Origin of the sequence: Streptomyces sp. ICC4 (genome assembly GCF_003287915.1) — a bacterium.
GTDB classification, from domain to species: Bacteria; Actinomycetota; Actinomycetes; order Streptomycetales; family Streptomycetaceae; genus Streptomyces; species Streptomyces tritrimontium.
Window position 1 is genome coordinate 3,757,584 of sequence record NZ_CP030286.1, and the last position, 12,166, is coordinate 3,769,749.

8 protein-coding genes are annotated in these 12,166 nt (G+C 72.5%); 3 read left to right on the forward strand and 5 right to left on the reverse strand.

What is annotated here, in order from left to right; all coding sequences use genetic code 11:
* The first annotated feature begins 72 nt into the window (after positions 1-72).
* The 3 genes from DRB89_RS17505 to DRB89_RS17515 all read left to right on the forward strand — a co-directional run bounded on the left by DRB89_RS17505 (position 73) and on the right by DRB89_RS17515 (position 2,547).
* Positions 73-894 (forward strand): DUF1684 domain-containing protein, encoded by an 822-nt coding sequence (locus tag DRB89_RS17505; RefSeq protein WP_112449230.1) that lies wholly within the window; start codon positions 73-75, stop codon positions 892-894.
* A 196-nt stretch (positions 895-1,090) separates the two neighbouring features.
* The gene (locus tag DRB89_RS17510; RefSeq protein WP_239516808.1) at positions 1,091-1,915 is read left to right on the forward strand and encodes a S1 family peptidase; all 825 of its coding nucleotides are present in this window, start codon (positions 1,091-1,093) and stop codon (positions 1,913-1,915) included.
* Between the two features lie 152 nt (positions 1,916-2,067).
* The gene (locus DRB89_RS17515) at positions 2,068-2,547 is read left to right on the forward strand and encodes a hypothetical protein (protein ID WP_112449228.1); all 480 of its coding nucleotides are present in this window, start codon (positions 2,068-2,070) and stop codon (positions 2,545-2,547) included.
* Positions 2,548-2,615: 68 nt separating this feature from the next.
* On the opposite strand, the gene DRB89_RS17520 is transcribed toward DRB89_RS17515, so the two are convergent.
* The 5 genes from DRB89_RS17520 to fxsB form a co-directional block, all read right to left on the reverse strand.
* Positions 2,616-3,512, reverse strand: a complete 897-nt coding sequence (locus tag DRB89_RS17520) for a DUF4231 domain-containing protein (RefSeq protein ID WP_112449227.1) — start codon at positions 3,510-3,512, stop codon at positions 2,616-2,618.
* A gap of 75 nt (positions 3,513-3,587) precedes the next feature.
* Complete coding sequence (gene fxsT, locus DRB89_RS17525; RefSeq protein WP_112449226.1) at positions 3,588-7,586, reverse strand: FxSxx-COOH system tetratricopeptide repeat protein; 3,999 nt, start codon at positions 7,584-7,586, stop codon at positions 3,588-3,590.
* Entirely contained in the window at positions 7,570-9,030 is a 1,461-nt protein-coding gene (locus DRB89_RS17530; RefSeq protein WP_162688998.1) for a TIR-like protein FxsC, read from the reverse strand. The genes fxsT and DRB89_RS17530 overlap by 17 nt, the downstream gene beginning before the upstream one ends.
* A 43-nt stretch (positions 9,031-9,073) precedes the next feature.
* Entirely contained in the window at positions 9,074-9,892 is an 819-nt protein-coding gene (locus DRB89_RS17535; protein ID WP_239516197.1) for an AAC(3) family N-acetyltransferase, read from the reverse strand.
* Positions 9,889-12,165 carry a radical SAM/SPASM protein FxsB, inactivated metallohydrolase extension form gene (gene fxsB, locus DRB89_RS17540; protein ID WP_204357751.1) on the reverse strand — a complete coding sequence of 759 codons (2,277 nt, stop codon included), beginning with the start codon at positions 12,163-12,165 and terminating at the stop codon, positions 9,889-9,891. The genes DRB89_RS17535 and fxsB overlap by 4 nt, the downstream gene beginning before the upstream one ends.
* Between the last annotated feature and the right edge of the window lies 1 nt (position 12,166).

Consider the following 12,166-nt stretch of genomic DNA (forward strand, 5'->3'; position numbering starts at 1 on the left):
CACGGCCCCGCGCAGGCCCGGACGGCGTACCGGACGGTTTCCGGCGGCGGCGGTGTGGAAGGGTTGAGCGGCATGAGCGCTGACGAAGCAGAAGACGCGGCCGCCGCCTGGGAGCGGTGGCACGAGCACCGGGTGGCCGTGGTGTCCGCCCCCTACGGACCCCTTTCGCTGACCGGTACCCACTGGCTCGCCGACTACCCGGAAGGTCGAATTCCGGCCGTTCCGGGCCGCTGGCTCGTCACCGGCGGCGGGGTGGCCCTGACCGCTGCCCCGGGCGACGGGATCAGCCTGGACGGCGAGCCCTTCACCGGGGACGCCGTACTCGGCGCCGACGGGTCCCCGCCCTCGCGCTCCCGGACCACCGCCGCCGCGGGCGTCCGGCTCGTCGTGCTCCGGCGCGAAGGGGAGTGGGCGGTCCGCGTCTTCGACCCCGCCGCCCCGGGCCGGACGGCCTTCGCGGGGATCGAGGCGGGCCCGTACGACCCGGCGTACTCGGTGCCCGGGCAGTTCCGCCCGTACGGCGAGGAGCGGACCGTCCAGGTGGAGAACGCCGACGGTCGCTCGCGCGGGCTCGGGCTCGGCGGCGAGCTCGGCTTCGACTTCGAGGGCGACCGCCACACGCTCCAGGTGGCCGTGGACGCGGAGGACGGCAGTCTCTGGGCCGTCATCGGGGATGCCACCGGCGGGCGTTCCAGCTACCGCTTCCGCTTCCTGCGGCCCGGCACCCCGGCGGCCGACGGCTCGATCACCGTGGACCTCAACCGGGTGCAGCTGCCGCCGTGCGCCTTCGCGGACCACTTCGTGTGCCCGTTCCCGCCGCCCGGGAACACCCTGCCCTTCGCGCTCGCGGCGGGCGAGCGGCGGCTGAAAGGCGCCCTTGCTGCCGCCATCTGACACCAGCACACTCCCGACAGCGTCTCTCCGGGCTTGTCAGGGGCACGTCGAACCACCTTGTTCCCGTCGTACCCCAGGCCGCCCTCCACGGGCTCCGGCACCCCACACCGGCCGGGCCCCCGATCCCCCAACGGGAGGACGACAAGTGAGGATCACCCGCATCATCGGCTCCAGGCTCTTCGCCGTGGCCACCGGCATGGCCGCCGTGGCCGCCCTCGCCGCACCCGCCACCGCGCACGCCGACGGCGGCCTCAGCGCCGACCGGCTCGCCACCGTGGGCGCCTCGGTCCTGCGCGCCGACGTGGCCGGCACCGCCTGGCACACCGACCCCGCGACGGGGACCCTCGTGGTCACCGCCGACTCCACCGTCACGGCCTCCGCCATCGCCAGGATCCGCCGCGAGGCCGGCACGGACGCGGCAGCGCTGCGCATCGAGCGGACCCCCGGCAAGCTGACCAAACTGCTCTCCGGCGGAGATGCCATCTACGCCTCCAGCTGGCGCTGTTCGCTCGGCTTCAACGTGCGCAGCGGCAGCACGTACTACATCCTGACCGCCGGCCACTGCACCGACGGCGCGGGCACCTGGTGGGCCAACTCCGCGCACACCACGGTCGTCGGGTCCACCGTCGGCTCCAGCTTCCCGACCAATGACTACGGCCTGATCAAGTACGCCAGCAACTCCCCGGTCCCGCCCGGCACCGTCGGGAGCCAGGACATCACCAGCGCCGTCAACGCCACCAACGGCATGTCCGTGACCCGGCGCGGCTCCACCACCGGAACCCACAGCGGCAAGGTGACCGGACTCAACGCCACCGTGAACTACGGCGGCGGCGACATCGTCTACGGGATGATCCGGACCAACGTCTGCGCCGAGCCCGGCGACAGCGGCGGCCCGCTCTACTCCGGGACCCGCGCCGTCGGCCTCACCTCGGGCGGCAGCGGCAACTGCTCCTCGGGCGGCACCACGTTCTTCCAGCCCGTCGTCGAGGCGCTCAACGCCTACGGGGTCAGCGTCTACTAGGACGGGGGCCGAGCGCCGCCACGGCCCCCCGTGCGGACCCGGGCGCGGGTCCACGCGAAGACCCACGCGCCCCCGCCGCACCCCTGGACGTCCTCCCGCCTTCTGGGAGGATGTCCAGGGCGTCCGTGCCCACGGGGGAGGCAGGTTTCCGAATGAAACGAATCGGCGTGACCGGACACCGCTCGATTCCCGAAGAGGTGCTCGGCCATGTGGAAGAGGGCCTGCGCGCCGTGCTGAGGAGCCACGAGGGGCCGCTGGAGGCGCTCTCCAGCCTCGCCGACGGAGCGGACCAGCTGTTCGCCGTCATCGCCCTGGAATGCGGCGCGGACCTCACCGTGGTCATCCCCAGCGGGGACTACGAGGAGGGGTTCGAGGGCCCGGAGGCCCTGGACCGCTACCTCGGGCTCAAGCGCCGGGCCACCCAGGAGGTCCGGATGGACTTCGCCCGCTCCACCGACGAGGCCTACTACGCGGCCGGCACCTACATCGCCGACTCCTGCGACCGGCTCGTCGCCGTCTGGGACGGCCTGCCGGCCCGCGGGCACGGCGGCACCGCCGAGATCGTGGCCTACGCCCGCGCGCTCGGCAAGCCGGTCACCGTCCTGTGGCGCGAGGGAGTGGCCCGGGACTGACCCGAGCGCCCCGGGACCGAGCGTCCCGGGACAGCCCCCGGGACAGCCCCCGTGCGGTCGGCGCCGCCTCAACTGCTGTGCCGCGCCAGCCAGTCCGTGTGCTGCGGGGAGACGTACCGCTCGGTCTCGTACACCGCGGACGGCCACTGCGACTCGGTGATGGTCGTCTGCATCACGACCATCATCGCGGAGAGGTCCTGCTCGATCAGGGTGTGCGCCTCGATCAGCGGATGGTGGCGCCGCACCTCGTTCCAGGCGATCCCGGCCGCCGCCGCCGCGCTCAGCAGCCCGGTCAGCTTCGGGCCGGGACCCGAACCGAACGCCCCGATCAGCGCGAACAGCAGCGCCAGGCACGTCAGCAGCACGATCGACCACGACCACAGGCTCGTCGCCCGCCGGGACACCTCCGTCTTGCGCTGGTACCAGTTGCGCTGCTCGATCAGCCGGTCCCGGACATAGGTCTCCCTGCGGACCTGGTAGCCCAGCCCCCGCAGCCGGTGCATCGCGCCGGTGATCTCCCCGCCCTCCGGCACCAGTCCGGCCGTGCGCGGATCCTCCCAGCCCATCTTCCGCAGCTCGTCCAGCCCCGCCTCCAGCCGGGTCCGGTACGTGGCCTCCGGTCCGGAGGCATCGCTGCCGAAGGGCGCGCCGTGCACGGCGAACCGCCAGGCCAGCGATTTGATGAACTCGGCGGCGCTGCGGTTGAGCTGCCACTGCGGGCGGGCCCGGCGCCGGGTCGCCCGTACGCCCACGCCCAGCACCCCGGCGTAGGCGAGCGCGCTCAGCAGCCCGAACAGGTACACCCCGCCCACCCGCGGCCCCTCGGACAGGGAGGCGGCCACGGCCGCCGCGACGAGCAGCACCAGCTGGGCGCGGGTGGCCTGGGTGGACTCCCGCTGACGGGATATCGCCGCCTGGTCGGTGTGGTGGAAGAGGGCCGGCAGGTCCTCGTTGCGAAAGGTCATGCTGTCACTCACAGCGAACCCCCCCAGTCTGATTTGGGTTCGGGGGCGGCCCCCGCCGGGAGCCGCCCCCTCGGATCACACCGCCAGCGGCTCCAGGTCTCGGTGGACCCGCCGCTCGTCACGCGCGTACCGGGTCAGGCCGTGGTCCTCCCCGAGCAGCCGGGTCAACTCGGCCACCGACTCGGCCCGTACCCGGTTCGCCTCTTCCTTGCGGCCCATCATGTCCAGGCTGACCGCCATGTTGGAGGAGCTCGCCAGCGTCTCCGGATGGTGGACGCCCAGCGCCTCGCGCAGCCGCATCACCGAGATCCGCTCCAGCTCCAGCGCGCCCTCCGGATCGCCCAGGTCGGCCCGGGCGTTGGCCAGGTTGAGGTTGGCGAAGATGGTGTGCGGGTGGTTGTCCCCGAGCACCACGCGCATGTGCTGGATCGTCTGGCGGAGCATCGCCTCCGCCGTCTCCGCCGCACCCGTGCCCCAGTGGAACACCGCGAGGTTGTTGACCGCGGCCAGGGTGTACGGGTGCCGCTCGCCCGGCACCTTCATGAACTCCTCCACCACCTCCTGCGCCAGGCTCCGCGCCGCGCCCGGGTCCCCGGTCGCGAACAGGTCGGAAGCCAGGTTCAGTTCGCAGGCCAGCAGGTCGGGGTTGACCGAGGTGTACTTGGCCCGGTAGCGGTTGCGGGTCGCGGTCGTCAGCCGCAGCGCGTCGTCCACGTCGCCGGCCCGGCGCAGCGAGACCGCCAGGTTCTTCGCGGCCGACAGGGTGCCCGGGAAGGCCCGGCCCAGCGTCCGCTTGTAGATGTCGTACGTCCGGCTCAGCAGCTGCACCGAATCGTCGTACCGGCCGACCTCGCGCAGGTCCCGCGCCAGGTTCTGGGCCGAGGACAGGGTGTACGGGTGGTCCGCCCCCAGCACCTCGGTGCGCCGGTCGAAGACCTCCTGGTCGATCTCCCTGGCGCGCGCGTACTGGCCGACCATGCGCAGGTTCAGCGCCAGGTTGTTCGCGGCGGCCAGGGTGCGGGGGTGCGCCTCGTGGAATATCTGGCTGAAGCCCTCGTGCGCGGCCGTCGCCAGCTCCATCGCCTCGCCGTACTGGCCGAGCGCGCCCAGGTCCATCGCCAGCCCGCTCGTGGTCATGTACGTGTGCGGGTGCGAGGGGCCCAGCACCGTCCGCTGCCGTTCCAGCGTGACCTCGCCCAGCTCCTTCGCCTCCACGAACCGGCCCTGCGAGCGCAGGATGTTGGACAGGTGGAAGCGCAGGTACAGGTACTGCAGATCGTCGCCGCCCAGGGTCTCGCGCCAGGTCTCGCGCAGCTCCTCGCCCAGCGCGTAGGCGGCCTTGAAGTCACCGCGCTTCCACAGGTACCGCACGCGGTCGATGAGCAGCCGGCGGGTCTCCGGCTCCTTGCAGAACCGGGCCTCCGAGGGGGTCAGGTGCGGCCAGATGGTGTTGAACCGGGGCCAGGTCTCGGGGTTGTCTATCGGCTCGTCGTCATCGGGGCGGGCCCCCGCCAGGATCTGGTGCACGGCGTGCCGGGCCTCGCGCTGCTCCTCCTCGGTCAACTGCGCCCGGATCACGGCCTGGACCAGCCGGTGGACCTGGATGCTGTTGCCGACCTGGTCGACCTTGGCCATGGCGAACCGGCCGATCTCCCGGATCACCCGGCCCAGCATCAGCTTCTCCTGGAGCGAGGAGTCGTACGGCTTCAGCGCGTTGATCATCGCCTTGCTGTAGAGCAGGTTCGCCGATATCGGCTCCGGCGCGAAGAAGGCGCACAGCTGCAGCAGCCGCACGGCGGCGGGGGAGCGCGACTGCAGCCGCTCGATGGACACGTTCCAGGTGGCGGCCACCGGCTCCGGGTAGCCGGGGGGCTGGTTCAGCCCCAGCACGCGGGCGGCCTGCTCGGCCAGCTGCTCGATGTACGCGGAGACCGGGGTCGCGGTCTCCGCGATCCAGGCGCCCGCCTGCTCGACGGCCAGCGGCAGGTCGCCGACCGCGACGGCCACCTGCTCGGCGTCGTCCTTGCTGAGCCCCGGGGCCCGGCGCTGGAGGTGCTCGATGGACTCCTCGCGCAGGAACACGTCCACCGGGAGGGCGTCCCCGTACTGGGACCAGGACTGGTTGCGGGAGGTGACGAGCACGTGCCCCGGCCCGCCCGGCGGGAAGAACCGCTTGAGCGTCTCGGGGTCGTCGGCGTTGTCGAAGACCAGCAGCCAGCGCGAGGTGGGCACCCCGCGCCGCAGCAGGTCGATGGCCTCCTGGGAGGCGGCCGACATGTCCTCGCCGGTCTGCGCGCCCAGGCGTACGGCCAGTTCCGCGAGGGCCGCGACCACGTCGTCGGTCTGCTCGGCGGAGATCCACCACACCAGGTCGTAGTCGGCCATGAACCGGTGCACGTACTCGAGCGCCACCTGAGTCTTGCCCACGCCGCCGAGCCCGAACAGGGTCTGCGGCTGGGGCAGCACCACGGCCATCCCGCCGCCGAGCTGGTCGCGCATCCGCTCCAGCACGATGGAGCGGCCGGTGAAGCCGGGGTTGCGGGGCGGCGCGTTCCAGATCTTCGGAACGGTCCCGGGGAACCGGGGCCCCGGCGCGGAGGCGCTGGCCACGCTGTCGGGCAGGGCCATCGGCCGCTCGACCGCCCGCAGCAGCGCGGTGGTCGCGTGGACCTCGTCGAGCCGGAAGAGGTCCACCGGGTTGCGGTCGATGTAGGGCGTGGCGAGCCGTACGTCGCCCACCCGCAGCGGCACCAGCTGGCGCCGGCCCCCCGTCGGGTCCTCGGAGGCGGCCCGGTTCCACACGTCCACGGCCCGGGCGGACTTGAGGTAGGCGCTGGAGAGCAGCACCACGGTCCGGGCCGCAGTGTCGACGCTGATGCCCGCCCCGCCGATGGTGTCCCCGGAGGAGGTTCCCGGGGCCCGCTCCGCGGAGACGTCCTTGGGCACGACCCGGAAGCCGGCCCGGGTGAGCACCGATTCGATCCAGTCGGCCCACATCCGGTTCTCGGCGACGTAGGACAGGAAGAGGTCGGCGGGCAGGGCCGGGCGGCGCCGCGTGAAGGCGTCCCGGATCCGCATCCGGGGCTCTTCGGCGATGGCCGGCATGGAGACGATCTCGCCCTCGGTGACCACGGCGGTGAGCCGTTCGAAGGCGGAGAGCAGGGAGTTGGTGAGCCCGGCCTCGTCCCCGAAGGTGGCCAGGGTCTCCTCGTAGGCGTAGTAGGGGCGGTACGGGATCTCCACCGCGCCCCAGTAGGAGGTGAGCTCGTCCCCGATCAGGCCGTTGGGGAAGCGGTCGAACTTGATCCGGGCCAGCGCGCGGCCGGCGTCCGCCTTCTCCTTCTCGCCCTCGTCGATGCGCATGGGGACCGGGTAGATCTTGATGCCGCGGTCGTTGAACCGCTCGTCGATCTGCCGGGCCACCGAGGCGGCGCCGTCGATGGACTGGTCGGAGAGGGTGAAGCAGTCGACCAGGACGTCGGGGAGGTGGACGGTGCAGATGTCGGCTATGTCGGAGAGGCCGGTGCGGCTGTCGATCAGGACGTAGTCGTAGTTGCGCTTCATGTCGGCGCGTAAGGCGTCGAAGAAGAGCCCGCCGCCGAGCCGGTCGTAGAAGTTGTCCCAGTCGAAGGTGGAGACGGTCGCCGAGTACTCGCGGTTCTGCCGGCCCGCCGAGACGAAGTCGAGGGTGCCGCCGTCGGGGAACTCCCAGCCGAGGGTCTCGGGGGTGAGCGAGACGGCGTGCGGCTGGATCCGCGCGTAGTCCTTGTGCCAGTCGTCGGGGCGCTGCACCGGGCTGGTGGCCGCCCAGGCGTACTCGCTGATCAGGTCGATCACCCCGGTGGTGGCGCCGAGGGTGGAGGGGTCCAGGAAGGGGTGGAAGAAGCGGTGCAGGCCGGGGGCCTCGAGGTCCCAGTCGACGGCGAGGACCCGTTTGCCGTTGGCGGCGAGGATCCACGCGGTGTTGGCCAGCGCCATCGTGCGGCCCGTGCCGCCCTTGTACGAGTAGAAGGTGACGATGCGCCCCTCGCGCTGTCCGTCACGGCTGTTCTGGCTGTCACGACTCGCTGTCATCCGCGTCCCCCCGGTCGTTGTCGTCGTTGTCGTCGGCCCCGTCAGCAGCCCCGTCAGCGGTCCCGTCGGCGGCGCTGCCCGCGCCTCCCGGGTCGCCCGCCCCGGCCGCGTCGCCCGCGCCCGCCGCGTTCGGCGGGAAGGGGGCGCGCGGGGTGGCCGGCGGCCCGTTCATCCCCATCGGCCCGAGCAGCCGGGGCCGGTCGGCGCCCCCGGCGGGGCTGCCGGCGGGCGGATAGACCTGTGCGTGTCTGAGGAACTGCTGGGCGGCCGCCTCCACCACCTGCGGCAGGATCTGGCCGAGCGTCTCCATGTTGGCCACGCCGTTGGCGGCGGCCCGGCAGGCGGCCCGCCCCTGGCTCATCTTGACGGGCATGGTCTCTTCCAGCCGGTGGGCCAACTCGCTCTCCTTCGCGCGGCTCTGGTGGTCGTAGCGGTTCCACGGCACGACCACGTTGATCCACGGCCGGGACTCCTGGTCGAAGGCGGCCAGGCGCGTCCTGCGCTGTTCGTCCTCGACGGCCCACCGGTCGACGATGAGGATCTCGGGCCGGGTCGGCGGCTGCTTGGAGTCGAAGTGCCCGGCCTCGTCGTCGAACGAGCCCACGGTCGTCTGGTAGTTGAGGTTCCTGACCAGGTCCTCGGCCACGTAGGCGATGGGTCTCTGGGACACCGGGTGGTACGGGTTCCACTCGAGCGCGTTGTCCCCGTAATACTCGGGGCTGCGGCCCTCCGGCAGATCGTGCCGGGAGGCGGCGGCCACGGTGACGTGCAGGGTGCGCGCGGTGCTGCTGGGGGAGCCGAAGGCGCTCGGCACCAGGCGGTAGTCCAGCGGGCGGATCGGATCGAGCCGGACCGTCTCGGCGACGCGGACGATCCGCTTGGCGAGCTCGTACACGGCGCTCTCGTACTGCTCGGCGTACCCGCGCAGTTTGATCAGCCCGTACAGCCCGTCGGTGACGTACCGCTCCCCGAAGGTGTTGTGGTTGAACTGCAGCCGCTCGGCGGGGAGCGGCAGCTGGGAGGGCGGGACCGGCACCCATAAGGCGGGCACGATGGCCTCGGCGGGCTGGTTGCTCAGCGCCTCGTGCTGGATGGCGCGCTGCGCGAAGGCGAACCACTCCTTCCCGCACATCTCGCTGGCGAAGTAGCGCGGTGAGAACAGGGGGACGAAGACCCGGCAGGTGGCGAGTGCCGCCCCGAGCCGCTCCGACCAGCCCTCACCGCTGCGTATCTCCCGGTCCATGAAACCGGCCTCGGCTCCCGCGGGCAGATTCGTGAGCGCCATGACATGGCTGCAGAGGTCGCGGAAAAGCCGCTCCACCCACATGTCGGGATCGGGTCCTCCCGCCCCGAACCTCGGTGTATGCGCATAACTGAGAAAAAAATACGGCTGAACTGATGCGGGCACACGACCCCCGTCCCGAAGATGCGAGCGAAGAAACATCATTCCGGAGCTGCTTCGCCACATCCCCTCATGGTTCAGTCAATCAGCGTCTGTTTTCGGTCATCCATTCAAGCGCGTGATCGACGGCATCCGGAAGGGAGAAGAGCATGGCCGGCGCTCTTCCCACCCACCCCCTGTTTACCCGGTCTTCCGGGAACGACCTGCCGATCTCGGCGAAATCGCTGTCATCCAGCGCGACGTCCTCGTACGCGGTCCACCCTTCACCCTTCGACTTCTCCCCGTGCCGACCGGGACGCCCCCCGACGGGCCCCGGAAGGTTCACCTTCACCACACACTCGTACATGCGCAAGGGGGGCTTCGGAATTCGATACTCCGCGAGATGGAAGGCAGTGCAGACGGAAAAACCCACATTGATCATGAGTACCTTCCATCCCTCGCCGCACATCTTTCCCAAGGGTGATTCCTCGCCCAAATGGCTGGTCAGAGGGTGCCCCGCGCACAGTTCCGCGGAACCCTCGCCGACCGCCGCGAAAGAGGTCTGGGGATGCCCGCTGCGCGCGGCTCCCGGCGCGGTGCGGACCGCCTCGGCGAGGGCGCCCATGCCGTGGCTCGGGGTGCGCTCCGGGTCGAAGGCGGGCATCCGCTCGCGGAAGGCGCGCACCTCCTCTTGAGAGAGGCCCGAGATCCGCTCCAGGTGCGCGCCGGAGGTCTTGGAGTTCTCCGGGGTGAAGGCCGGCACCGCCAGGGCGCCCCGCGGGCCGAGGACGCCGAGCAGGACGCCCCGCAGGGCCTCGGCACGCAGCCCGGTGCCCCCGAGGGCGGCGTGCGCCATGAGGCGCGTGCCGGGGCGGACGCCCAGCCGGCGCAGTTGGGCGGCGGCCTCCTCCGGGGGCGGGCTCACGCGTCGACCGCCTTGAGCTCCCAGCGCAGTTCCTCCACGAGCCGGATCCCGGTGTTCGTCAGCTCCGCCGCCTCCGACAGCCGGTCCAGCGCCCGGTTGATCCGGTCCGCCCCGCCGGGCTCGGCGGTCGCCGTCGCCCGCCGGTAGGCCTCCACGGCCACCCGCTCGTGTACGTCGGCCAGCAGCCGGGACACCGGCACCGGACGCTCCCGCCACGGCGAGGGGTGCTGCCACTCCCCGTCCAGCGCGTACAGGTCGGCCACCTCGGTCAGCGCCTGCAGCCGGGCCCGGCGCCAGCCCGTCAGCAGCGCGAGCGCGGTCTGCGTCGCCCCCGCCGCGTACGGCACTCCGAGGGCGCCGGGCCCGTGCCGCCCGGCCTCGCCCCAGCCGCCGGCCCGGGGACCGCCCGCGAGCGGGGTCAGCGTGGTCAGCCCGGCGGCGGCCGCCCGCGCGGCGTCCGGCACCGAGGCGTGCAGCAGCGCCCAGGCCCCGTCGAGGCGCTCCCGCCACTCCTCGGCCTCCCCGGCGCCCAGGCGCAGCCGGGGCGGGCGGGCGAAGCAGTTGCGGTGGGGGTCCAAGTCCTCCAGGGCCACCGGGGCCGCGTCGGGCCCGGGCGACCAGGTCCGTACGGGCTGCCAGCGGGCGTCCCCCGCGGCGGGCCCGAAGCGGTGCTCGCGCCGGCCCTCCTCCCGGACGGCGTACCCCTCGTCCGTGGCGTACAGCGCGGCCCGGCCGTCGGTGCCCGGTTCGCCCAGGCGCAGCAGCCCGAGCGTCGGCAGGTACACCTCGCCGTCCCGGTAGGCGACCTCCGCGGGCAGGCCGAGCCCGCCGCGCAGGACGGCGGCGGCGGCGAGCGCGGTCAGCCGGCGGGCGGCCCCGGGGCCGTCGCCGCGGCCCTCGCGCGCGGCGTCGAGGGCGGCCATGACCCAGGTCCGGGTGAAGGGGTGGGCCAGTACGGCGTCCAGCGCGTCCGCGCCGGCGTCCCCGGACCGCTCCACGGCGCCCAGCACCCGCCAGGCGCGCTCCCACTCGGGATCACCCGTCCGGCCGTCGTTCAACAGGGCGAGCAGGTCCCGGGTCAGCTGCTCCTGGGAGGCGGCGAGCTCGGCCGGGTCGGAGAGCTCGGGCGCGCTCGCGCGCAGGCTCGTACGGCCCGCCACGCCGTCGACGAGCTCGCGCAGATCGGTGCAGTAGACGGAGGGGTGGTCGAAGTCCCCGCCGCCCGCGGGATCCGCCGGATCGGCCTTGTAGCGGTGCGTGTAGAGCCCGCCGCCGCACGAACGTACGACGGGGCACCGGCGGCACGTGTCGCTGACTCCCGCCAGGCCCAGCTGTCGGGCGCGGACCCCGGGATGGGAGGCGACCAGGTCGAAGGCGTGGTCGAAGACGTTGAACCCGGTGGCGGCCGCGCCCTCGAAGGCGCTCTTGAGGGAGTCGACCTGCTCGAGGGAGCCGTCGGTCTCGACCACGACGAGGTCGGTGGGCGCCAGGCCCAGGGACTCGGTGAGGCTGGGCCCGCCGCGCAGGGTCGAGAACAGCGAGTCGAAGAGCCGTACGGGGACCGGCCGCTCGCGGCGCTCCCAGTGGTCGAAGATCCGCAGCAGCCAGCGCGCGTAGGTGTCGGGGGCGCCGTCGGGCCGGACGGGCGGTGTCTGCCAGGTGGCGTGGGGGAGGAGGAAGTCCACGCGCGGCGGGGCCAGTTCCACGAGGGCGTCCAGCACGGCGACCGGGTCGTTGGCCACGTCGACGGTGCAGAGCAGGCCCTGGTAGAGGTGGCGGTAGGGCTCGGTGCGCAGGAGGTCCACGGCGGCCAGCACCAGCGGGTGGCTGGTGCGTCCGTCGGCGAAGCGGCGGTGGCGGTCGTTGGCCGCGCGGTCGCCGTCGAGGGAGACGCTGACGCTGACGCCGTACTGCGCGAAGAGGTCGAGATAACGGGCGCTGAGCTGGAGCCCGTTGGTGTGGATGCGCAGGTCGAGGGCGGCGACGCCGTCGAGGGCGCGGGTGAATTCCTCGCACACGAGCCGGAGCCTGGCGGGCCCGGCGAGAAGCGGTTCCCCTCCGTGGAGGATGACCGTGACGGAGGGGAGTGCGTGTGCCTTTGCGTGCTCGGCGAGCCGCGACGCGGTCTGTGAAATGGCCTCGGGGGAGATCACTTTCGGCCGGGCTCGCCAGCTCTGGTCTGCGTGTTCGTAGACATAGCAATGATCACAAGCAAGATCGCATCTGCTGTGAACCTTCAGGACGATCTCGCGAAATGCGATCAGGCCGGTCATT

Bases quoted from the DNA above. Each gene is read 5' to 3' on its own strand.
- DRB89_RS17505 (WP_112449230.1), top strand. From the start codon at position 73: ATGAGCGCTGACGAAGCAGAAGACGCGGCCGCCGCCTGGGAGCGGTGG.
- DRB89_RS17510 (WP_239516808.1), top strand. From the start codon at position 1,091: ATGGCCGCCGTGGCCGCCCTCGCCGCACCCGCCACCGCGCACGCCGAC.
- DRB89_RS17515 (WP_112449228.1), top strand. From the start codon at position 2,068: ATGAAACGAATCGGCGTGACCGGACACCGCTCGATTCCCGAAGAGGTG.
- DRB89_RS17520 (WP_112449227.1), bottom strand. From the start codon at position 3,512: ATGACCTTTCGCAACGAGGACCTGCCGGCCCTCTTCCACCACACCGAC.
- fxsT (WP_112449226.1), bottom strand. From the start codon at position 7,586: ATGACAGCGAGTCGTGACAGCCAGAACAGCCGTGACGGACAGCGCGAG.
- DRB89_RS17530 (WP_162688998.1), bottom strand. From the start codon at position 9,030: ATGTTTCTTCGCTCGCATCTTCGGGACGGGGGTCGTGTGCCCGCATCA.
- fxsB (WP_204357751.1), bottom strand. From the start codon at position 12,165: ATGACCGGCCTGATCGCATTTCGCGAGATCGTCCTGAAGGTTCACAGC.